This is a genomic window from Micromonospora sp. NPDC006766 (assembly GCF_040636055.1).
Classification (GTDB): Bacteria; Actinomycetota; Actinomycetes; order Mycobacteriales; family Micromonosporaceae; genus Micromonospora.
In genome coordinates this window covers 37,175-60,223 of record NZ_JBEYIX010000035.1, presented here as the reverse complement: position 1 = coordinate 60,223, position 23,049 = coordinate 37,175, and the positions used below count along the sequence as shown (strand labels likewise).

General features: G+C 69.6%; 18 protein-coding genes. 2 read left to right on the top strand and 16 right to left on the bottom strand.

Annotated elements, in window-relative coordinates:
* Positions 1–541: 541 nt before the first annotated feature.
* The 4 genes from ABZ671_RS23680 to ABZ671_RS23665 all read right to left on the bottom strand — a co-directional run bounded on the left by ABZ671_RS23680 (position 542) and on the right by ABZ671_RS23665 (position 5,433).
* Entirely contained in the window at positions 542–2,005 is a 1,464-nt protein-coding gene (locus ABZ671_RS23680; protein ID WP_357861860.1) for a hypothetical protein, read from the bottom strand.
* 17 nt (positions 2,006–2,022) lie between these two features.
* Positions 2,023–2,544, bottom strand: coding sequence for a DUF3558 family protein (locus ABZ671_RS23675; protein ID WP_357861866.1), 522 nt, complete (start codon positions 2,542–2,544; stop codon positions 2,023–2,025).
* Positions 2,545–2,576: 32 nt separating this feature from the next.
* A complete protein-coding gene (locus tag ABZ671_RS23670; protein WP_357861857.1) occupies positions 2,577–3,164 on the bottom strand; it encodes a hypothetical protein in 588 nt (195 codons plus the stop codon).
* 100 nt (positions 3,165–3,264) lie between these two features.
* Positions 3,265–5,433, bottom strand: a complete 2,169-nt coding sequence (locus tag ABZ671_RS23665; RefSeq protein ID WP_357861855.1) for a BTAD domain-containing putative transcriptional regulator — start codon at positions 5,431–5,433, stop codon at positions 3,265–3,267.
* Between the two features lie 402 nt (positions 5,434–5,835).
* Between ABZ671_RS23665 and ABZ671_RS23660 the strand changes: the two genes are divergently transcribed.
* A complete protein-coding gene (locus tag ABZ671_RS23660) occupies positions 5,836–7,101 on the top strand; it encodes a D-alanyl-D-alanine carboxypeptidase (RefSeq protein ID WP_357861853.1) in 1,266 nt (421 codons plus the stop codon).
* A 47-nt stretch (positions 7,102–7,148) separates the two neighbouring features.
* Here ABZ671_RS23660 and ABZ671_RS23655 read toward each other — a convergent pair whose 3' ends face one another.
* The 5 genes from ABZ671_RS23655 to ABZ671_RS23635 form a co-directional block, all read right to left on the bottom strand.
* Positions 7,149–8,336, bottom strand: a complete 1,188-nt coding sequence (locus ABZ671_RS23655) for a hypothetical protein (protein WP_357861851.1) — start codon at positions 8,334–8,336, stop codon at positions 7,149–7,151.
* A 95-nt stretch (positions 8,337–8,431) separates the two neighbouring features.
* On the bottom strand, positions 8,432–10,162 hold the full coding sequence (locus ABZ671_RS23650; protein WP_357861849.1) for an ATP-binding protein: 1,731 nt from the start codon (positions 10,160–10,162) through the stop codon (positions 8,432–8,434).
* A complete protein-coding gene (locus ABZ671_RS23645) occupies positions 10,159–10,959 on the bottom strand; it encodes a response regulator transcription factor (protein WP_357861847.1) in 801 nt (266 codons plus the stop codon). Before ABZ671_RS23645 ends, ABZ671_RS23650 begins: the two co-directional genes overlap by 4 nt.
* Positions 10,960–11,104: 145 nt before the next feature.
* Positions 11,105–12,007, bottom strand: coding sequence for a phytanoyl-CoA dioxygenase family protein (locus tag ABZ671_RS23640; RefSeq protein ID WP_357861845.1), 903 nt, complete (start codon positions 12,005–12,007; stop codon positions 11,105–11,107).
* A 153-nt stretch (positions 12,008–12,160) separates the two neighbouring features.
* Positions 12,161–13,141, bottom strand: a complete 981-nt coding sequence (locus tag ABZ671_RS23635; protein ID WP_357861843.1) for a hypothetical protein — start codon at positions 13,139–13,141, stop codon at positions 12,161–12,163.
* A 341-nt stretch (positions 13,142–13,482) separates the two neighbouring features.
* Between ABZ671_RS23635 and ABZ671_RS23630 the strand changes: the two genes are divergently transcribed.
* A complete protein-coding gene (locus ABZ671_RS23630) occupies positions 13,483–14,622 on the top strand; it encodes a hypothetical protein (RefSeq protein ID WP_357861841.1) in 1,140 nt (379 codons plus the stop codon).
* A gap of 33 nt (positions 14,623–14,655) precedes the next feature.
* Here ABZ671_RS23630 and ABZ671_RS23625 read toward each other — a convergent pair whose 3' ends face one another.
* From ABZ671_RS23625 to ABZ671_RS23595, 7 genes are all read right to left on the bottom strand, one after another.
* Entirely contained in the window at positions 14,656–15,267 is a 612-nt protein-coding gene (locus tag ABZ671_RS23625; RefSeq protein WP_357861839.1) for an ATP/GTP-binding protein, read from the bottom strand.
* A complete protein-coding gene (locus ABZ671_RS23620; protein WP_357861837.1) occupies positions 15,248–15,625 on the bottom strand; it encodes a DUF742 domain-containing protein in 378 nt (125 codons plus the stop codon). Before ABZ671_RS23620 ends, ABZ671_RS23625 begins: the two co-directional genes overlap by 20 nt.
* A gap of 9 nt (positions 15,626–15,634) precedes the next feature.
* Positions 15,635–16,054, bottom strand: a complete 420-nt coding sequence (locus ABZ671_RS23615) for a roadblock/LC7 domain-containing protein (RefSeq protein ID WP_357861835.1) — start codon at positions 16,052–16,054, stop codon at positions 15,635–15,637.
* 14 nt (positions 16,055–16,068) lie between these two features.
* Entirely contained in the window at positions 16,069–18,468 is a 2,400-nt protein-coding gene (locus ABZ671_RS23610; RefSeq protein ID WP_357861833.1) for a nitrate- and nitrite sensing domain-containing protein, read from the bottom strand.
* Between the two features lie 359 nt (positions 18,469–18,827).
* Positions 18,828–20,171 (bottom strand): cytochrome P450, encoded by a 1,344-nt coding sequence (locus ABZ671_RS23605; protein ID WP_357861864.1) that lies wholly within the window; start codon positions 20,169–20,171, stop codon positions 18,828–18,830.
* 214 nt (positions 20,172–20,385) lie between these two features.
* Positions 20,386–21,915, bottom strand: a complete 1,530-nt coding sequence (locus ABZ671_RS23600; protein WP_357861831.1) for a prenyltransferase/squalene oxidase repeat-containing protein — start codon at positions 21,913–21,915, stop codon at positions 20,386–20,388.
* 110 nt (positions 21,916–22,025) lie between these two features.
* The gene (locus ABZ671_RS23595; RefSeq protein ID WP_357861829.1) at positions 22,026–22,946 is read right to left on the bottom strand and encodes a terpene synthase family protein; all 921 of its coding nucleotides are present in this window, start codon (positions 22,944–22,946) and stop codon (positions 22,026–22,028) included.
* Positions 22,947–23,049: the final 103 nt, after the last annotated feature.

The window sequence follows — 23,049 nt, the reverse complement described above, 5'->3', positions numbered from 1 at the left end:
CGTCTGCAACCGCGCATCAGCCACCCACACACCCAACTGCCGATGCAGAACACCGACCAGAATGAGCACCACACACAACACCTCAACCGAACCGAACGCCCGACGACGCTTGGGCGACGTGGGCTCGGTGGCCATCCCTGACGGCGGGCGCTGCTTGCCGGGTGGCGCGGCAGGGGGTGCAGAATCAGTCGTGCTCAGAGCGATCACCTTCTCGGTATCCGACGCAAGCTTCCTAGAGCGATCGGGATGCGGCGGGTCCGGGTGCGTGAGGTCCGCCTGCTTGCGGGGGGGGCAACAGAGGAGCATCATCCGGCTATTGGAATCCGATGTCACTACGCTCTCGCGGGTCGTGATCAGTCTGTGACAAAACACCAGGTGGCTGCAGGGTTACTGCGGTGTCGCCAGCCGCAGTGCGCGCACGGGCGGGCCACTAAAGAAAACGGTTGCCGATCGACAGCCGCGCGGCCCCGGCATCCGTCCCTGACTCGGATCGGAGTCGCCTCGTCTCGCTCTGCGCGAAGCTGGGACCGCGGGGGCCCGGTCAGTCCCGGCACAGGGGCACGTCGGGCTCCACGACGGTCCGGTTGACGATGTCCTTCTTGATGAAGTCGGCCTCCGTGGGGATGCCGACCCCCAGCACCTGCTCGATCGCCTTGACCAGCGGCTGCGACACGCTGATGCCCTCGCCGGCGCGGACGGTCAGCACGAGGGTGGATCCCCGGCATTTCACTCCCGGCCCCACGGGCAGTGGCATACCGATCCGGCCCGCCGCCGATCCGTTGGTCACGCCGACCGACGCCACGATGCCGACGAACGGCCCGGCACCGGCGACCGGCAGGCCGATCATGAAGCCGAAGCGGAACTCCGCGGCCACGACGAGGCCCTCGACGCCGATCGAGACGCCGCGGATGGACTTCACGATGCTGTCCCGCACGGAGAAGGTCGGTGTCAGGACGTTCGACTGGACATACCCGATCGGGCCGTCGAGCCCCCATCTGCCGGTGGCCTTGATGTTGCCGTTCTTCGCCGAGAACCCCGTGGTGACGAGGAATTTGAACGTCTGCGTGAGGGTCGCCGGGAATCCTCCGATGAGGATCGGCTGCTTCACCTCGATGGGCAGCTCGATCTTGATCTTCTTGTTGTCCGCCAACCCGCCCTCGACGCCGGCGGCGATGGTGATGGCGAGCCCCTCGACCCCGTCGATGCGGAACTGCGGGTGGGGAATCACGCCGTTGGTCACCCGGACGTCCCCCCACACCCGCAGGTCCCGCAGGAGCAACTGGATATCGAAGTCGACCTTGAGACGCTGCGCCGCCGTCGAGTGTGAGGCGGTCAGCCCCAACTTCGACCGGTCCTTGTACGCCTCAACGTCCCACTCGCCGACCTTCTGCTTGCTGCTCCTGGCTCCCCGCGCCCCCGGCTCGCGCCTCGGAGCGAGGACGATCGGCGGCGCGGCCAGCCGGAACCCGCCCGAACCGAAGGCGTTCACCCCCAGCCCGGTCGCCTGCCCGGCATCCGGGACGACCGGCGCCGACCCGGCCGGGCCCCCGTCGACGACCTCGCCGAGCAGGTCAGGGAGCGGGACGAACCGCTGTGCCTCCACATCGAGCGGTTGATCGAACGTGAAGTGGCCATCCCGCACCACATCGGTCAGCCGCACCGGGGCCAGGGTGACGGCCTTGTCGCCGCCCGACCGTTCGACCTTCACCACCCGGCCGACCGCCTCGCTCGTGGCGAACATGATCTTCCCGGGCACGATGTCCTTGACACCCCGGGCCTTGCCGTCGATCACGTAGGTGAACCCGTCCTTGCTCACCGACCGGATCACTCGGCTGCCGCCCTCCACGAGCACGACGTCCGGCTGGTAGACCACCGACCTGTCCGGCTTCGGGCCGTACCCGTACCGGTCGTCGGTGACGGCGTCGCCACCGCGATCGGCCGCACCGCACCCGGCGGTCAGCAGGATCACGACCAGTCCGAACGCCGCCCACCTGCGCCTGCGCATGTTCGCCTCTGCCCCGCTCACAGCCGGTCGGCCACCACCCGGATCAACTCCTTCAGCGGCTTGTGGTTCTCCTTCGGGTCGTTCAGCAGCACCAGGCGGATCTCGACCCACGTGTCCGCCTTGCGGACGAAGACCTCATTCGCCTGCGTGTCCAGGTACGCCTCGTCGCCGACGCCGGACAGCGGCTCCAGTTCGTGGCTCAGCTGACGCTCGATGTCGAGCGTCTTCTTCGCACCGTCGCCGACATAGACCTCCACCTGGCCGGTCGGGCCGGTGACCGGCGCCGTCCACGTGCAGCTCTGTTCGCCGACCCGCTTCGGGTCGAGCTTGAGCCGGGCCAGCGCGGCCGCCTCCTGATCGGTCACCAGATCGCACGCCTTCGGGGCCGGCTTGTCGGCCGCGGCGGACGATGCGTCATCCTCACCCGGAGCCGTCGAGGTGGTCGTCGACGGCTCACGGTCGGCGCTCGCCGCCCGGGATGGTTCCTCCGATCGCCCGCACCCTGACGCCGCAAGCAGCAGTACGGTGGCCGGCGCCACGAGCAGCCACCGGCCGACAGCCGCCCGTCCGGTCACGACACGCCCACCTGTTCCAGCCTCTTTTCGAGCCCCGGACAGTGCTTCGCCGTGTACTCCGACACCGGCGGCATCCCCGTGTCGAGCTTTTCCTTGACCCCCGCCCAGCGTGCAAAAGCCATGGGATCATCGGCCGGGCTCTTGCCGGCGGTGTCGATGACCACGGCGAAGAACTCGCTGACCGCCGCCACCTGCGTCTTGATCTCGGCCGGCGCCGCCGCCTTCAGGTCCTTCAGTCGGGCACGTGCCCGGTCCTGGTCGGCCTTCTCGACCTTGCCCGTCCCGATCAACGCCAGGGTTGCGTCACTCCACGCCTCAACCGCCTCACACCAGCGACCGCCGCCACCCGAGTTGCCCTGGCTTGTGCCGTCCCCGCCGCCGGCCTGGGCTGTCGCCTTCCCGCCGTCGGGCTGAGTGGTCGCGCCGGCCGAGCCGGCGCCGCTCGTCGCTGGTGCCGAGTCATCCGGCCCGCAGCCCGCCAACAGGAGCCCGACCGCCAGTGCGGCAACACTCCCCCGAATTCGTGTCATCGATCCCCCTCTGACGAGCGCGAACCGACCGCCGCGCATACGTCCGACCGCCATGACGATCCGCGGCCCCTGCCGGCAATGACCGGCAACGCGGCCCGCGTCCGTCCACTTGATCAGTCTGATCGGCCGGTTTCGGGAGCCGTTCAGGAATTGTTCAGGCGGACGGGCGCGCCCCGCTCGGGGAGGGAAACGGGGCGGGCTCAACGTCCATCTCGCGCATCCGCGCGACGTACTCGTGGTAGCGGCGGCTGGCCTCGCCGTGCCGCCCAGCAGCCGACAACGCGCCGATCAGCCCCAGGTGGGCCGGTTCGTCGTAGCCGTCCTCGGCGGTGAGTCGCAGATACCACCCGATCGCCGCCTCGGTGCGGCCCAGTTGCCGACACCGCCTCGCCAGCCGGTGGATCGCTTCCCGGTGCAGGTCGACCAGGACGGCACGGGGCCGCCGCACCCAGTCCGCGGCGGCCTCGCCGTCGTCGCAGAAATCGCCGGCGTACATGGTCACCACCGCCTCCAGGCGGCTCAGCAGCCGGACATCGCCGTCGTCGAGGGCGGCCCCGCCACCGGGCGCGGCACCTGCCGGGGTCGGGCTGCCGCTCGGCCGGACCCTCGTCGGGCTCGCGCCGTCTGCCGCGATGGCCGCGCGGGCCGCCTCGTAGAAACGCAGCGCGTCCACCGCGACGTGCGCCGGGTTGATCCGCACGGTGGCCGGGTCGGTCGCGAGGTAGCGGTCCGCCGGATGCCGCCGATCCGGATCGAGTACGCCCCGAACCGTCGAGATCAGCACCGACAGGCGGCGCAGCGCCACCTCGGTGCGCGCCTCCGGCCACAGCGCGGTGGCCAGGGACTCGCGAGCGACCGGCTTTCCGAGCTGCCCGACCACCATCTTGAGCAGGTCCCGCGCCTTGCGGGACTGCCAGCTGGCCACCGGCACGGGCACCCCGGCCAGCCGTACGGTGAACTGACCCAAGGTCTGCACCTCGACCTCGGGGACGGGCGTCGGCCCGATCGCCGCCAACGGACCGGCGACCTGCCAGGCTCCTTCCTGCACGCCGATCTGGCTGAGCCGTTCGTATGCCAGTTCCTCCGCCACCTGGTCGCCGCCCAGGCGCGCCTGCAGGAGGGCGTTGGTGGCGAGGGCGAACTCGTTGCCGAGTTCAGCCCAGATGGCCGCTGCCTCGACCAGGCTGGCGAGGAGACGACGCACCGCCCGGGTGGCGGCCTCCTCAGGGCCGGCCCGGTGGGAGGCGAGCACGGCGAGTTCCATGGCCTCGGCCAGCCCGGCGGCGTCCCGGCGGCGGCCGGCCTCCGCCCGGACCCGTTCGGCGTACCGCAGGGCGGTCTGTGGGTCACCGGAGCAGAGGGCGACCCAGCCCGCGGCCAGTTCGGCAACGGTGGGCCCGCCGGCGCTGGGCATGGCCAGGGCCCGCTCCGCGTACTGCGCCGCCGCCACCGGGTTGTCGGTGTAGCTGATCCGCGCGAGCCCCGCGCACGCCTCGACCAACACCTGGGCGTTGCCGTCCGGCTCTCCCATCGCCAGCGCCGCCTGGTAGGCGGCCATCGCCTGGCGAGCCGCGCCGCGCACCCGGTGCACCCGGGCGGTCAGCGTCAGCCCGAAGGCCGCCAGCGGCGATCCGACCCGCTGCCACCGGGCCAGGGCCTCGTCCGCGTCGCTACGCGCGCGGCGCAACTCGCCCAACCCCAACCAGGCCTCCGCCCGGTTGTGCAGCGCCAGCGCCAGCAGCGTCTGATGGCCGAGCAACTCGCCGAGGCGGACCGCCTCTTGGAGTTCCTCGACCGCCGGCCGGTAACGCCCCTCCTCCACCAGCCGTGAGCCGATGTTGCACCGGATGCGGAGCTGCTGGCCGAAGTCACCGGCTCGCTCGGCCGCCGCCAGCGCCCGGGCGTACGCGTACTCGTTGTCGGCCCGGTCGCCGTCGCCGAACGCGGCCAACGCCTGGGCCACGTACGCCGCCGCCACCGCGGCGTCGTCCCCGCTCTGCTCCGCGACGCGGACGGCCTCCTCGGCGAGTTGCCGGGCCGGCGCCTGGTCGCCTCTCGCCCAGCGGGTCGCCGCCCACCCGGCGAGCACCTGGGCCCGGTCCGCCAGCGCGGACGCCTGCTGGGCTGCCCCGTCGAGGGCCGCGCGTCGGTAGCAGGCGTCGGCCGCGTCGAACCGCCCCCGTTGATGCAGCAGCACGCCGAGACGCCAGGCCAGTGCCGCCGGCAGCGGCGCGTCCGCCGGCACCGCCGCGAGGTGGCGCAGGGCCTCGTCGTAACGCCCGTCCCGTACGGCCGCCTCAACCGGCCCGAGAACCCCGAGCATGTCAGGTCCACCCGTGTCGGTGGGCCTGGCACCGACGCCGCTCACCTGTCACTGGTCCTCGTCATCCGATCCGGGGTGAGGGTCTGACGCCCGCAGGGCGTCGCAAGCGATCGCAGGTCCCAGATGTCCGCGTGAATTCAAGCACGAAGTCGACATCCTTTCGCACCGACGGCGGAGCCATCGACCGCACCGACGCCATCTTCCGAACGTACTCCGCTTCGTCAAGCTGTCCGCGGGCACCGGTGACGGACACAAGGTGCGCGTATGCGGCATCGAGTTATATATCAGCTGTCCGTCGTGGATCGTGATCGACACGCTAGCCTCTCGACTGAAGCCGGGGGCCCGCGCGCTCCGTCACACCGGGGGAGAGAGATCAGGATGCGCGATGCCGCGACGACTCAGGTGAGTGAGCCGGTCCCGCCGCGACGCCGGGGCCGACATCGCGCACGCGGCCCGTGGAGGCTGATCAGTAGCCTGCTGACGCTGCTGCTGGCCGCCGCCGTGCTGGTGGCGGTCGCGCCGCTGCGCCATTCGCTGCCCGCTCCGACGGTCACGCGGACCGTGCCCGCGTCGATGGTCATTCCCGGCACGGCCCCGGCGATACCGTGGCCGAAGGACGGGCAGGCCGCCCTCATGGTCGAGGGGGTCGGCTCGCTGGGCACGTCGGGTGGACGCAAGCCGGTGCCGATCGCGAGCGTGACCAAGGTGATGACGGCGTACGTCATCCTGACCGGGCATCCCCTCCACCGGGGTGAGCAGGGGCCGAAGCTCACCGTCAGCGCGCAGCAGGCCGCCGCGTACCCGGCGGAGCTGGCCCGCGAGGAGTCGCTCGTGCCGGTCGTCGCGGGCGCGGTCTTCACCGAACGCCAGGCGCTCCAGGCGGTGCTGCTGCCGTCGGCGAACAACATGGCGCGGATCCTCGCCGCCTGGGATGCCGGCAGCATCGAGGCATTCGTCGCCAAGATGAACGACACCGCCGCCGCGCTCGGCATGACCAACACCCACTACACCGATCCGTCCGGGTACGACCCGGGCACCGTGAGCACCGCCGTCGACCAGGTGACCCTGGCCCGCGAGGCGATGAAACTGCCGGCGTTCGCGGAGATCGTGGCACAGAAGGAGGCGACCCTGCCGGTCGCCGGCACCGTGCGGAACTACAACTCGCTGGTCGGCCACGACGGTGTCGTGGGGATCAAGACCGGGTCCACCGACGAGGCCGGTGGCTGTCTCGTCTTCGCCGCCGTTGTCAAGGTGGCCGGTCGGAAGCTCACCGTCGTGGGCGCCGTCCTGGGACAGCCCGGTGCCGACACCCCCGTACAGCTGGACCGGGTGTTCCGGGCGACGCGGCCGCTGGTCCGCACCGCCGCCACCGCGATCGGGGTGCATCCGGTCGTCCGGGCCGGCGATCAGGTCGCCACGGTGCGGGGGCCACTCGGCGCCGGCACGACGCTCAACGCCGCGCAGGACCTGACGGTGGTGGGCTGGCCTGGCATGCGGGTACGGCTGGACCTCGACATTCCCACCGTGCCGCCGCGGCTGCCGGCCGAGGCCGAACACGGTCGGGTCACCGCGGTCGCCGGCGGCAGCGCCCCGGTCGCCACCGCGCTACGCACCGATGTAGGGCTGGAGCCGCCGCGCACCTGGGAGCGCATCCGGCGGCACCGGTGAACCGGCGGCACCGGCCGTGAGCTGGAGGAACGCGGCACGGGCGAAGGTTACGACTGGCTCCGCGCCGGCTTGCGGACAATGTTCCAGCGCACCAGGCTGCCGCCCTCTGGCGGGTCGTTGGGCGTGACGATGCCCCGAACATTTCCGAGCAACTGCCAGGAGGGCATGTCGTAACCGCAGCTGAGCCCGTCACGGCCGTAGATCAACGGGGTCGGTGCCACCGACCAGTTCACGGCGTCGGCGCTACGGGCGATGCCGACCACCGTCTGGGTGTCCGTACGGCCGCACGCGCCGCTGGCGCCCGAGAAGGCCTCGAAGGCGATGTACCAGTCGCCGTCGGGCTCGCGGGTCATGTCCGCCTTGCCCACCCCGAAATTGGCCCAGTCCGGGGTTGGCGACAGGTTGATCTTCTGGCGGGCGCCGGTGTACTCGCCGTTCAGCGCGTCGAGCCGAATCACCCCGCGCGTCTGCTTCATACGCCCCGTCGCGTCGTGGCCGTGGAACGTCAGAATGTAGCCGGTCCCGTCCTTTTCGATATCGGGTGTCCCGACCTCGTCGTCCCAATCGCCGACCGCGCCAGGTGCGAGCAGAAGCGTGCTGTTCGACCAGTTACGCCCGTCCGGGCTGGTGACATACCGAATGGAGTGCAGGCTGCGGCCCTGCCCGGGCGCGACGTAGTTCGGGTCGTGGTCACGCTGCTCGAACACCATGACGAGGCGGGATCCGTCGGCGATGACGTCCGGCGAGTAGACCCAGGTGCCTTCGACGCTGTCGTCGAAGCGGCAACTCTGCCCCCGCTGGACCGTCTGCAGGCCGGGCAACGGACGTCCGCCGTTGTCCGGTGTCCAGGTGGCGCCGCCGTCGCTCGATGTCGCCAACGCCACGCCCTGCGGAATGGAACAGGTTTCTCCCGTGAGGCTGATGAAGGTCCGGTAGTACATCAGGTATTGCCCGTTCCAGCTCACCGAGGTGCTCTCGGCGTGGCTCCCGATCGCGTCGGGAAACGGGGATCCGGCCGCCAGGGCCAGGGTCGCCGTCCCGTCGAAAAGATCAGCCGGCGTGGCCGGGGGCCCGTCGTGGTACGCGAAATCCGGGTCGGACACAGATTCGATTCTGGGCCACGCTGCCGCCATATTGATGCCGAACGGACGCGCACCCGTGATTCGGCCCACGATCGTCGTCGCGAGAAGCGCAACGAGCAGGAGAGCGACCGCGCCTCGCAACTTCCTGATCATGTGATTTCACACCGGGTCGGCCTTCGGGACATGGCGTGAAGGGTAGTGCGCGTACCCCTGGACCTGCGAGCGGGCGATTTCACCTGCGGGGGCCGTCACTCGACGATGGGTAGGGTGATGGTGAAGGTGGTTCCGACGTCGATCTGGCTGGCGACCTCGATGGTCCCACCGTGGTCGGTGACGATCTGCCGAGCGATCGCGAGCCCGAGCCCGCCACCACCGGTGTGCCGGCCACGAGCCGGGTCGGCCCGCCAGAACCGGTCGAATATGCGCGGCAACGCCGAAGGCTCGATACCGCTGCCGGTGTCGGCCACTCGGATCACGGCCGCCCCGCCGGTCCGGGTGACGTGCAGCGAGATGCTGCCGCCGGGCGCTGTTGCCCGCACCGCGTTCGTGATCAGGTTGCCGAGGACCTGCCGCAGCCGGTCCGGGTCGGCGCTCACCAACGGCGGCTCGGCAGGCGCGTCCGGAGCGGCCGGCGACTCGACGTGGACGGCCAGGGTCACTCCGACAGCCTCCGCCCGCGCCCGGTGCGCGGTCCGGCAGGTCTCCAGGAGTTCGGCCACGTCGACCGTCACCCGGTGGTAGGCGAGTGTCCCCGCTTCGGCCAGCGCCAAGACCTGAAGATCGTCGACTATCCGCTGCTGGAGCACGGCTTCCTCGTGCAGAGAGGCGAAAAGCTCAGGGTCGGGGGCGATCACACCGTCGGCGAGTGCTTCGAGGTAGCCGCGCAGATTGGCCAAGGGGGTACGTAGCTCGTGCGCCACGTCGGCGATCAGCCGCCGCTGTCGTTCCTCGCCGCGTTGCAGAGAGTCGGCCATCCGGTTGAACGAGCGGCCGAGGTTGGCCAGTTCGTCGTTGCCGTGCACCGGGACCCGGCTGTCCAGGTCGCCTCGGCCGAGATGCTGGGCCACGGTGGTCAGGGTCCGGATCGGGCGCAGCACCCGATGGCTCAACAGGGTGGTGACCAGGATGACCACGAGGGCCACGCCGGCGGTGGCGGCGAGCAGCGGACCGGTCGCCAGGGGGCGAGCCGTCTCGCCGCGGTTGCCGAAGTAGACCCGGATCGGCTCGGGCGACACGTCACGGATCCCCTCGGTGAACGCGCCGGCCAGGCAGCGTCGCTGATCCCCCATGATCGTTGGATCGACAAACGGTGCCCGCGGATGGAGCGGTAGGGGCGCTGCGACACCGTCCCCGGCATCCTGGGCCGGGAGGCAGGATCGCACCCGCTGGATCGCCTCGGCTTCGTCGCCGGGGACGGTGGCGTCCTGCTCGCAGCTGATCAGGGCTTGTTTGAGGTCCGGTGACGTCTGTGGCTCGGCGGTGAACTTCGGCAGGCCCAACTGGTCGGTCGAGCGGTCCAGCCGGATTTTCCAGGTGGTCAGGCAGGCCGCGTACCGTGCGGTGTGGCGGTAGTCGGCGATCGCTTGGGCGGTGACCTTCGGAGCGTCCCATCCCACGTCGATGAGCGGCAAGGTCGGCCGGGGATCGACGATGGCCCTGCTGCTTCCGACGGGGCGGGCCGTGCGGCCTTCCTCAGTGTCGGTATCGACCAACACCACACCGGACTCGGTCACCACGTGGATCCGTTGGCCGGTCTTGGTTCGCAGATCCCGTACCAGGTCGACCACCCCCGCCCACGTCCCGTGCTCCTGGCCGTAGCGGGACAACTGGTCGGTGACCAGGTCGACCTGCGTCTGATCGGCCGCCGCCGAGTCGAGGACCTGTTGGGACGCTTGGCGCAGGGTCAGCCAGGCGGTCGCTACGGTCGCGGTCACCGCGACGAGGACGACCAGCAGCAGTAGTCGCAGCCGGAAACTCACGACCGACGATCCGACCGCGGCCGAACCGACGGGCCACCGAGGTCGGCCGACGACAACTGCGGGTCGGGGCGCGGCGTCAGACCCGCCGAGCCGGAGTGGTCGGACCCCGACCGGGCAGCGACGAGCCGGTAGCCACGGCCGAAGACGGTCTGCACGTAGCGCGGCGACGAGGGGTCGGTCTCGATCTTGCGGCGAAGGTTCACCACGTGGGCGTCGACCGTGCGTTCCAGCACGAAATGGTCGAAGCCGAATGCTCGATCGATGATCTGGGCCCGGGTGAACGCCCGCCCCGGCTCCGTGGCGAGCACCTCAAGGATCCCGAACTCCTTGGCGGTCAGCGTGACCGGTCGGCCCGCCACCCGTACCTCGAAGCGGCCCGGGTCGACCTCCAGGTCACCCACTCGCAGCACCGCCTGGTTCCCTGCGGTGACGACACCGGCCCGGCGCAGCAGGGCACGCACCCGGGCGGTGAGCTCGCGCGGGCTGTACGGCTTGGCGATGTAGTCGTCGGCGCCGATGTCGAGGCCGAGCAGGACGTCGTCCTCCGTGCTGCGGGCGGTCAGCAGCAGGATGGCCACGTCCGATTCGGCGCGTAGGATCCGGCACACGTCGAGTCCGTCGACGATCGGCATCATCACATCGAGGATCACCAGGTCGGGACGGCGGGTCCGGGCGTGGTCGAGGGCGGTTCGCCCATCGTTGACCAGCAACACGGTATGTCCCTCGCGCTCCAGGTAGAGGCGAATCAGGTTGGCCTGCTTGGGGTCATCCTCGGCGACCAGAATCCGTCCGCCCATGTGTCACTCCTCCCGTCGGCCCCCTGAGATGGCCGGCTCGCCCGGGCGAGCCGGCCACCTGATCGTCACCGATGTGGCGCCGCTGCTGGTGTTCCGCGAGGCCGTCGCGCGGCCCTCGCGGCAGAGGGTAACCGTGCCTGCGACGTCAGCGGAGCCAGGGAATCTCCCGGTCGAGCAGCTGCCGTTGCTTGAGTTCGTGGCGCAGGGGAATCCCGTCGTCCACCTGGCCGTCCCAGTTGATGCCCCAGTAGTTGGCCGTGTGCTTCCCTTCGCCCAGCAACTGGCGCTGTACGGGCGTACGGGCCGCCCACCACGACCCCTCCCGGTCGACGTGCAGGTCGTCGAGAGGGCGGATCCAGCGGTACGTGTAGCCGACGAAGAGCATCTTGCGGGTGACGGCGGAGCGGTTGGTCGATCGGGAGTGCCACAGCCGGCGGTCGAAAACGAACGCGTCGCCGGGTTCGGCGGTGATCTCGACCGTGCCATCAGGGTCCGGATGGTGCACCGACACGTCGTCCGGCCGAGGCAGGGTGTTCCGCACGTGACTGCCGGGAAGAATCTTCGTGGCGCCGCGACCCGTCTCGGTGAGGTCGGACAGAACGTACGCCACCTTGAGCGAGAACATCGGCCGTGGCAGCTCCGGATCCAGCGTTTCCGGGTCGGAATTCTGCCGATAGCCGTCCTGATGCCATCCCCAGTACGGGCGCTCCGGCTCCCGCGCCGGTGGGGTCACGTCCAGATGATTGTGATGCGTGTAGATGTTCCAGCCGAGCAGCCCCCACACATAGGGAAACGTGATGGGATGGGTGAGCAGGTCACCGAAGAGGTCGTCACGCTCCAGAAACCCGAGCAGGTGCAGGGCCCCGTCCGCGCTGGTGCTGCCGGCGGCGGTCGCCCGCACGTGAATCCGGTCCACCGCCTCCTCCAGCGCCGCTCGATGTTCCTCGGTCAGCACGCGACGCAGCAGCAGGAAGCCCTGCTCGTGGAACTCCTTGCGGTCGACGTCGCTGATCGGCTCGTACCCCGTACGGCCGTCGTAGTCAAACATCCGGCTATCCCCATCGGCGTGGTTCCTGACTTGATGATCAGGAGCTAACCGGTTGGGTGTGAAGAAGTTGTGTGATTCGGATGGGTAAGCCGTGCCACCGCGACTTTGCGGACCCTGACCGGGTGACCGCAGGCGCGGGCGGACTGCCTCCGGTCACCGGGTGGGCGAGGTGAGCCGGTAGGCGCCGCAGGGATCCCAGCCGGCCTGCCACCCGGAGGCGAGCGCCTCCCGCAGCACGCCGCCGACGGCGTGCTGCCAGGCGCTGGCCGTGGCCGGGTCGTCCCGACGCAGCGTGGAGATGTCGGCCGGCAAGGCGACCAGCGCGGCGGGAGCGAGGGCCCAGGCAGGGTCGAGCACCGGCAGCCCATCGGCGGAGGCGACCGCCCACACCGGCTCGGCGTCGCCGTCGACGGGTACGGCGGAAGTGCCGGCGAGGTGCCAGGCGACGAGCAACCGGTCGTAGGGCAACGGGGTGGGGCTGGTGGCGTCGCGGAGGCCTTCGTAGCCGGGTAGGAACGCCTCCACGGTCGCACCGAGCCGGCGCAGGTTGAGGTTGGCGTTGACCGGGGCCATCGCGTCGAACGTCCAGCGGATCTCGGTCACGCCCCGCTCAAGCGCCCAGGCCCGCTGGGCGAGCTTCAACGCGATCGACACGCCGCGGCCGCGAGCGGTGGGCAGCACCGCCATCGGACCGGACTGCACCATCGGCCGACCGTTGGCGGTCCACCCCACCAACCCGAGCACCACGCCAACGGGCGTCTCGCCGTCCCAGGCCAGCAGCACCGGCGCGCCGGCCGCGAGCAGGTGACGCAGCAAGCTCGGCGGATAGAAGTGGTGTCCCGCCCCCGGGGCGAAGACCCCGTCGAGGACGCTGACGGCGGCGGCGACGTCGAGGTGCGTGTCGACCGGACGGATGTCGACGCCGGCGCGGGCGACGGCCGCGGCGGCCGGATCAGCCGGCTGCGGTGCGGGCGCCGGGCAGGTGAGGGCCGCGACCGGATCGGCCAGCGGGTCCGGTGCGAACACCTGCCGGGTCGCCGCCTCGACCAACTCGGTGATGACGGCTTCCGGCGCGTACGTGGGAAGGACGTCGGCGACGATCTCGGCGAGCGTGCCGGTGACGGGCTCGGACACGGCGGCCTGCCTTTGGCGTGCGACGGGACGATGTGGCGACGCCGGTGTCCGTGGGCCGGGCGTCGGACGGTCACTGTCCCGGTGCCAGACGCCGAGACCGTAACCGGCCGATGACGCCGCGATGAAGCTTTCGCCACCGGACGAACGTGGTACCGCGCTACGGCCGACTGCCGACAAACGTGCCGTTGGCTGCCTCCGTGGGGCAGCGGAGCCGAAACCGGCGTCCGGGCCCGGACTCCGCGCCAGCGGCCGGGTATACGTCGACACGATCCGGGGATATCAGGCGAAACTACGGACAAGGCTGGTTGGTGCAGGCAGTGGCGCACAGGGCGATACGAAGGGTGCTCGTCGTTGGTGCGCCCTTCGGCGACGGCCACATGCGGGCGGCCGAGGCCGTCGGCCGGCTGCTCCGTCAGTGCAATTCCGACCTCGACGTGGCGGTCGAGGACATCTGCGTCCACCTCTTCCGACCGTTACGCCTCGACCGGGCTCTTCGTGCCGCCTATCGATGGTCCACGAGCCGCTTGCGCGGTCATCCGCACCGCGGGCTCTACCGGGTGGCGAGCAGGTGGCCCGGCATCGTCTGCCGGCTGTCGGACCTCGCGGTCGGCAGATCGGCGGCACGCTGGCTACGGCGGATGTCGCCGGATCTCGTGATCGCCACCCATCCGGTGGCGGGTTACCTGTGCGTACGGCGACGAGCCGCCACCGACGTGCCGGTTGTTCAGCTGGTAACGGACAGCGGGCCGGTCAACACGATCTGGTTCCACGGCCGCTACGACCGACTGCTGCTGACCGATCCGGGCACCCGGGAGCACGCCGTCCGGCTGCTCGGGCCCGCGTCCCACGTCCGGGTCGTCGGCGCACCCGTCCTGCCTGCGCTACGGGCGCGTCGCCAGCAGGCCGAATGCCGGGACATGCTCGGCCTCGGCCAGCGGTTCACGGTGTTGCTCACGGCAGGCGGCGCGGGATTGGGACAAGGGGTGCTCGCGGCGGCCCGGCAGCTGGCCGGCAGTGACCTGGACGTGCAGTTGATCCTCAACGCGGGAGACAACAAGGCACTGCTGGCCCGGTTCCACGACCTCGCCGCCCATCGGCAATGGTTGGTGCGGGGGGCGTCCGACGACTTCGAGGTGCTGTTGGCGGCCTGCGACCTGGTCATCGGCAAGGCCGGGTGGTTCACCCTCAACGAGGCGGCCTTCAGCGGCCGGCCGACCCTCATCGTCGATGTGGTTCCTGGTCAGGAGGAATGGAACGCCGGCGCGGCCGAAGCGTTGGGGGTGGCCCGGCGCGTGCGGCCGTCCGAGGTCGTCTCGTGGGTACGCAAATACGCGGAGACACCTGCCCTGTTGCGCACCGACTTCGCCGTGGACGAGCCCGCCGAGTTCGTCGCCGGTTGGCCGCTGCGTCTGGCGCACGCACTCGGCGACCTGGTGTCGATCGCCGGTCCTACCACCGGCCTGGGCAGCAGTGCCGGGTAGTGAGGACGGCGTGCTGCAGAACCCGGCCGGCCGTCAGGAACCGACGGACTCGGGCTCGCGAGTCAGGCCGCGCCCCTTCATCACGTGCTGAAGCAGAGCGATGAGGACTTCCTTGCTGGACTCGCGTTTCCGGGCATCGCACAGCATGACGGGCACCTCCGGGTCGAGGTTCAACGCCATCTTCACCTCGTCGAGGCTGTATTTCCGAGAGCCGTCGAAGCAGTTCACGGCGACGATGAACGGCAGACCTTGGCCCTCGAAGTAGTCGATGGACGGAAAGCAGTCGGCCAGGCGACGCGTGTCGGCAAGCACCACGGCACCGAGAGCGCCCAGCGCCAGCTCGTCCCAGATGAACCAGAAACGGTCCTGCCCCGGGGTGCCGAAGAGATAGAGGACCAGGTCGTCGCCGAAGCTGATGCGCCCGAAGTCCATGGCCACCGTGGTGGTGGCCTTCGTCTCCACGCCGGAGATGTCGTCGACGCCGATGCCTTGCTCGGAGAGGACCTCTTCGGTGCGCAGCGGCTGGGTTTCGCTGACCGATCCGACGAGGGTGGTCTTGCCTACGCCGAAGCCACCCGCAATAAGGATCTTGACTGCGGTGGGCAGGATCGTCTGATCCCCCCGGTCAGAGTTCTCGTAGTCCATGGATGAGCGCCTCGAATACGCTGTCGTCGGGAAGAGTGGCAGGCGGACGGGGTTCGGAGATCTGCACCAGTTGGCGCGCGACCAGGTCGTCAAGCAGAACACGAACCGTGTTCAGCGGCAGTCGGAGATAGGCGGCGACCTCTGCCAACGCCAGCGGCTGCTGGCACATCTCGATGATCCGAGCGTGCTCGGGCACCAGCCCGACGTCGATGGGCAGCGCCGCCCGGGTTGCGGTCACGAGTGAGATCACGTTGAAGCCGTTCCTCGGTCTGGCCCGCCCGCGGGTCATGGCGTAGGGCCGCACCACCGGTCCGGCCTCGTCATCGACCCACAGCGGTTCTGCTTCAGGCCTCGTCATGGACGGCTTCTACCTCCTGGTGAGCTGGACGTCGCCCCGAGCTGGGGAAGCCAGGTACTTGCCCGCCCTCGTGACGACCATGGCCATCTCGTAGGCGACCAGACCGACGTCGGCGTCCTCGGCCGCGAGGACGGCCAGGCAGGCACCATGGCCAGCCGCCGTGACGAACAGGAACGACGACTGCAATTCGATCACGGTCTGTCGTACGGGCCCGCCGCCGAAGTGGCGTCCGGCGCCCTTGGCGAGGCTCTGGATGCCCGAGGCGATCGCGGCCAGTTGCTCGGCGTCCTCGCGGCCGAGCTGGGCGGAGGACGCCATCAGCAGGCCGTCCACCGAGAGCACTACGGCGTGTTGGGTCTGCTTGACACGGCTGACCAGGTCATCGAGCAGCCAGGCCAGATCGGACCTCGAAGAGTTCTGCTGCTGCACGTGCGTTCCTCTTTCTACCGATCGGTCCCACTCGCCGGCGAATCATCGGCGACCAGGGACTCTGCGTCTTCGTCGGTGAGCAGACGCGCGTCGTCGCGTCCACGGCGCGTGCCGGTCTGGTAGCGGCTCATGAGCTTGCGAATCTGTTCCGGCGACCTAGCCGTGGCGGTCTCCTCGGACGCCTCGGACGCTGGGTCGGCGTCGGCCCGCAGTTGTGGCGCGAGGCTCGCCTGCCGGACCCGCACGGGCAGCCCTTGTGGGGTGCGATCGGCGTTGGGCTGTGCGCGCTGTCTCACCTGGGTGGCGGCGCCAGTCGGCTCCGGCATCCCGGTGGCGGGGTCATCGGCGGCCCTGCGCTGCGGCTCTCGCGAGCCGACCGCCGGCAGTTCCATCGTGGGCTGGTGGCCGGGGAGCGGCTCCGTCAGCACGACCGACCCCTGTCGTTCCTCGGTGGCGGGCAGCCCGCCGCCGCGGCCGACACTGGGCCGGCCGGCCGACAGGCCGCCGACCTCGGGACTCGTCCCGACGGGGGCGTCGTGCTTGGTCACCAACTCCGACGGAATGAGCACCACCGCGGTGGTCCCGCCGTAGGGCGAGGCCTTCAGCTTGACGCTGATGTCATGCCGCTGGGCGAGGTGGCTGACCACGAACAGGCCCAGTTGCTTGGCGTTGGCCAGGTTGAACTCGGTGGGGCTGGCGATGCGGTCGTTGGCTTCGGCGAGTTCTTCCTCGCTCATGCCGAGACCGCGGTCCTCGACCTCGATGGCGAAGCCGCGCGCCACTTCCTGCCCCCGCACCTCGACCTCGGTGTTCGGGGGTGAGAAAGACAGGGCGTTCTCGACAAGTTCCGCCAACAGGTGGATGACGTCACCAGCGGCGCGGCCGGCCAGGCCAACCGAGCCGAACGGCAACACCGTCACCCGGGTGTAGTCCTCCACCTCCTGAGTCGCCGCGCGCGCCACGTCGATCATGGGCACGTCTCGGCGCCAGGCGCGCCCGGGCGCCGCACCGGACAGGACGATGAGGTTTTCGGCATTGCGCCTCATCCGGGTGGCGAGGTGGTCGACGCGGAACAGGTCCTCCAGCTCGTCGGCGTCGTGCTCCCGGCGCTCCATCGCGTCGAGGAGAGTCACCTGGCGGTGGACGAGGCCTTGCGTGCGCCGGGCGAGGCTGAGGAAGACATCACGTACGTTCCGCCGCAGCTCCGCCTGCTCCACAGCGGTGCGGACGGCCGTCTCCTGGACGCGGTTGAAGGCCTGGCCGACCTGCCCGATCTCGTCGGCGCCGAAGTCCAGCGGCGGCGCTTCGACGGCGATGTCGACTTTCTCGCCCCGGCCGAGGCGCTCGACCACGCTGGGCAACCGCTCGTCGGCGAGCTGGTGGGCGGCGTCGCGGAGCCGCTGCAGCTGGGCCACGAGTGCGCGCGCGGTGGTGATGGAGACGATGATCGAGGCGATGACAGCCAGCAGGCCCAGACCGGCGGCCAGGACCAAACGGACGATCACCCAGATGGCGACTGGCGCTGCCCGGTCCGCGAGAGCGTGGCCACTGTCGAGCACCATTTCCTGCAGTTCCGTCAACGCGGCATGGGAAACGCGGTCCCACTCCGCCACGGTGATGGCGGGCCTGCTCTGCTTGCGGTCGGCCGAGATGATCTGTTGTTCGAGACGACGCAGGTCAGCGAACGACTCACCCGTGATCACCTGGCGGAACAGCGTTTGTTCAGGTTGTCGCAGCTTGGCTTCGATCTGACTGGCGAGGTACCGCTGCACGGAGGCGAGCTGGGTGAATTGAAGGTATTCGTCGGTGGTGATCCCTCCGGCGACCAGAGCGCCCGAGAGGAGCGCGTCTTCCTGCGAGATCAGTTCGCGGACGCGGTACAGCTCGATCAGGTGTTGGCCGTCTTCTTTGAGATCCGGGTCATCGATGCTGCTCACGACGTCGTAAAGCTGAAACAGCGAAACTATGACCGCGCTGTAGGAGCTTGCGGCGGCTCCCCGGTCAATGGATCGGTCGTCAATGGACTTGCGGATGTTCGACAGGCCGTCCAGCGCAGCGACCGTCGCCTCCACGTGTTGTTCTGTCTCGGCGTCGCCGGCCAACCTGGCCCGCCAACTACGCGCTGCGGCCTTGAAGGAGTCGGCATCCTTGTCAACGGTGCTGCGGACCGCGTCGAATGCCTCGCGCCGGGCTGTCGTGGGCCCCGCGAGGTATGCCACGGCGAGGCGTCGCTCAACCTGCAACTTGAGGAGCAGGGGCTCGCTCGGCGACACGATCTGACTGTTGACCGCCTGCACCCCGAGCAGGTTCACCCCTTCCCGCAGAGTCACCCATGCGGCGAACGCCCAGAGGGCAACGAGTGATGCAAGAAGCGCAAAGACCTTGGTGCGCAAATTCGTACTGCGAGGCCGCATTTAACCGTCCCATGCCGGGCATGAAGAACTTGCCGGCGGTGCATGCCGAACAAGCCGTCGTGCAGACCGACGCACGCTAGCAGCTGTCGGACTATCGACTCAAGACCGCACATCTCCGGGCGGAAGGCGGCCGCAGGCCGTGGCCCAGCGGACGCTCACATCAGCGCAGGCCGGCCGCCAACGCGTCAGGCCGGGCGTCAGGCGAGGTGAACTCGGACACGGCGAGAGACAGCAGACGGCGACTCACCGGGCGCAGGGGTGCGGCGAGTTCGAGCTGCTGCGCGTCGCACCCAGGACGTTGATCGCCATGGCCGCGGCGAATCCGTCGCCAGGCCGGGTGGGGGTGCGAAAGCACGTTCCTAGCGTGTGGCGGATCGGTCGAGGGGCTTCAAAACCATTTCCACCCGGCGTGCGGGACGCAAGGACCCCGCAACCCTGATGTTCGGAATGCGGGAGTCGGTGAGGCTGAACCGGAACCGGTGCAGCAGCGTGGCCACGATAATGATCGCCTCCACGTTGAACAGGTGCTCGCCAAGACAGCGGTGCATGCCTACGCCGAAGGGATAGTGAGCGTAGCGGTGGCGTCCCTCGGCAGCCGCGCGGCCGGGGGCGAACCGTTCGGGGTCGAACGCATCCGCAGTGGGTCCCCACCAGACAGCCATGCGCTGGGTGGTGTACGGGGAGAGGATCACGGTGGCACCCTTGTCGATCCGGACCCCGCCGAGGACGTCGTCGGCTGCGGCGCGGCGCGGCACGATCCAGCCCGCAGGGTACAGGCGCAGAAGTTCCTCAAGGACCATCTTGGTGTAGGTCAGCTCGGGCAGGTGGTCGGCGCGGACGGGTCCGGCGCCTACCACGCGCTCGATTTCGTCATAGAGCTTGCTCGCCACATCGGGATGGTTGGCGAGGACCGGCCACAGCCAGGTGAGCGCCACATAGCTGGTTTCGGTGGCCACCGCGACCATCGACACCAGGTCATCGCGCATCTGCTTCTCGCTCAGAGGCTGGCCGTCCTCCCGTGTCCGGGCCAGCATGGACAGGAGGTCGTCCCCGTCGCCTGGCTCACGCAACGCGTCGCGCAGCACCGGTAGCAGTATGTCGTCGATGGCCTGCACGGCGCCGTGGAAGCGGCGGTCGCCGGGCATAGGGACCCACCACGGTACGAATGGCGCCAGGATCCGAGGTGCCATGGCGGTAACGATCGTGTCCTGCGCCGCCATGATCCGCAGCGCCTGCTCGACCGTGATCCGACCGGCGAAGAACATCCGCGTGATCGCGCTGCAGACAATCCTAGACAGCTCGTGGCCGACGTCGATCGGGGTTCCGGTGGCGGCCGAGGCGTCGAGCTCGTCGACCGCGGTGGCGACCGCGTCAATCATGGTGTCGACCATGGCGTTGATCCGGGCCGGCCGGAACAGGGGTGCCAGGGTTCGCCGGCTGGCCGCCCACGTCTCCCCTTCAGCAAGGATGCCGTCGCCGACGAGCTTGCGCACGGAGCGCCACATGGCGGTGTCGTCGCCTCGCGGGTAGATGGCAGCCTTCTGCTGCAGCACTTCCTGCACGTCAACGGGGTTGGTCACCAGGTACGGCCTTGAGACGCCGAGATCGATGCGTACGACGTCGCCGTCGGACCAGGCTCCGAGGTCGACGAAGGCTCGGTGGGTATCGCGAACCACGGCCGGTAGCGCCCGCCAAACGGGCATGGTTCTGGCTCGGACGCCTGTCACCGCTTCAGCCATCGAGACCCTCCACAGAGCTCTCCCCGCCCCTCGACGCACGGAGCGTCGTCGATCCGCGACCCTTACCTAAGCACCGCTCAGTGTCCTCTTCGCAACCGATAGGCCGCAATGTGTGATCAGCATCATTTCGGCGGCGGGGTTTGCGCTCCTCCAAGACGCTCGTCGCCGTTCTGGTCCCTCAAGCGCCGCTGATCATCGACTTATCGCCAGCCTGCCGCTGTTTCGGCACAGCGGTGGTGACCTCCGCTCTGGTCAGGTCCGGCCGCTGCCGCGCGAGGTGCAAGGCGGCGAGCAGCCCGGCGCGGACGATCGCCGCCGGGTGGTAGAGCTCCTTGCCGTACCACAGGGGAGGCGCAGGCCTCTGACCCTCCGCGCCGCCCAGATATGCGTAGCCGCGCCGCGCCGCCGCGCCAACCCCTGCAGCCCCCGGACGCGCCGTCAGGAGCACCTGCAGCGCGTACGCGGTCTCCTCGGCGGTGCCGCCCCACCGTCCCCACGACCCGTCGGACCGCTGCGTGGACAGGATCCAGTCGACGGCTTTCGTCACCGCCTCGATCGCGATGGACCCGTGCCCGAAGTCGTTGAGAGCCAGGGCGCAGCACATGGTGGCGTAGTACGGCGAGGCATGCCATCGGTCGCGCCACTGTCCGTCGGGCAACTGGTGCTCTCGTAGGGTCGCCGTCAACCGATTGATTGCGGCCACATTCCGTGACTCGGGATCGACGCTGTTGTGCACGTACTGGCCGACGGCGTCAAGGACGTGCGCGTTGGTGGTGACCGAGAAGCCATCCTCACCCGGCCAGGTGCAGAACCCGTCCTCGGTCTCGTACGTCCACAAACCTCGGAGGTTCACCGGCTGGCCGATCTGCCCGAGCGCATACAGCGCCACCGACGTGGTGTCCGCGTCGGCGGGAAGCCCCGGCCCGGTGGCCGTGCCCGTCGGGTCCATCGCCGCGCCCAGGTTTGCCACGATGCTCGGCGGCACCGCGAACCGCATGCCGACCCGGGCCAGCCCGCTCACCACCCACGCCTGTTCGAAAACGGTGATGGGAAACGGACACGGCACTGGTCCGTCGCGTCCGACGCTTGCCAGATAAGCCAGGGCGGGTTCGCTGGAGGTGGCCGAATCAGGGCTGCCGATCCAGGCGGCGGTTGCCGCCGGCGAGGCGCCGACCGTGCCGGGCCCCACCGGGTGGACAATCGCGGCGCGCCGGGCTGCAGAGCCCAGGACCTCCAGGAAATGCAGCAGCTTGCCGGGTAACTCAGCTCCGGCCGCCATCGCCTGTCGGACCTTCACGAGGCGAACGTCGTCGACGCCAACCGGCAGACCCAACCGCACGCCCTGCCACGGTTCGAGGCAGGGCACAGCCACTCGGTCGAGGTGCTGATTGATCTCTGCCACCAGGGACGGCACGATGAGGTCCGCTCCCGGCGTGTCCGGCACCTGCAGATCTGCGCGTAGCCAGTTGGTGAGCACCCGCAGGCCCCGGGCGGCCGCCGTGGCGAGGTGATCCCGCTGCGCCCCTGGCCCCATCGATCGGATCGTCCCGAGCAGCGCCTCGGTGGCGCTGAGAGTGGGAACCAGCGCATACCCCTGCGGCGGGCCCCACCCCCCGTCCGCCCGCTGGCTCTGCAATAGGTAGGTGATGCGCTCGGTATGCCCGCCGAGCCACGGTGACAGCGTCACGAGCCGCGCGGTCTCGTACACCGACGAGGCGACCCGGCCCCACGGCTCGGCCGCCAAACTGGCGATCAGGTCACGTACGTCGGCGTCGAGGTTGCCGTTCACGGCGCCGGTGTGCATGGTGCCCTCGCTGGTCACAGGCTGCCCCAGAAGTCCGACACCTGGTAGAAGCCGCTGGTGAAGGCGATCTGACGTCTCAGGAATGCGGCCTGTCGAGGGCAGGTTGTTTCCAGTGGCCGGATCAGATCGCGGCAGCTTGCGATGATCGTGGTGAGCCTGGCGGTCACGTCGGTGGAGTCGCTCACGAGCATGAGCGCGTTGAGATCTCCCCACTGAAGGTCGCGCTGATACGTCGCCAGGTCGTTGATCAGCCGGATTGCACGCTGCACCTCGCGGCTGGCGACTCTCAGGTCGTCAAGGTGGTCGAGGCTGTCCTGCGCACCAAGGTGGGCCCAGTGCGTCACACTGACCAGCACGCCCGCGACATTGTCCGCGTTGGCGAGGTACTCGTCGAGGGTCGGAGCAACACGTCGTGGGTCCGACGCTGCCTCGTACGTGGTCTTCCACCTCCACTCCTGCGCCATCGCTTCGAACATCCGCCCGAGTTCGTCTCGCCAGATCGGCTGCAGGGCCGCGAAGGCCGACGCCACAGTCAACTCGTCGCGAATCTCGGACAGCAGCCGCGCCAAGGGGTGCCCGTCGTCGGGTGGACCGCCGTCGGCGACTGCGAGGCAGCCGGCGATGACCTCCCGCACGTCGTCTTCCGTCTTTGCCAGATAATCGATCTGCCAGTCCGCCGCGAACACCCACAACACAGTGCGAGCCGTTGTCCGCAGTTGCTCGGCTGTGTACTCGGGCGCCGTGAAGGCCACTGACATCGCGACACTGCTGACGAGGGCCGGGTCGAAGGACCGGCCGACAAACAGGTCCTGGTGACGGGATACGACCTCGTGCAGGTCCCGTTCGAGCCTGACGGCCAACGCGCAGGCCCGTCCCTGCTCCACCGCGGTGAGCAGGTCGACGTCGGCGAGCGGTGCGTGCGGCGTTGGAGTCACCAGACCGAGGTGCTTCCGTGTGGCAGCAGCGATGCACCGAGCCGCAGCGTGAGGTCGGCTGGCCGCCCGAGCCGGAAACGGGCCCGGCTCAGCAGGGGGGCCA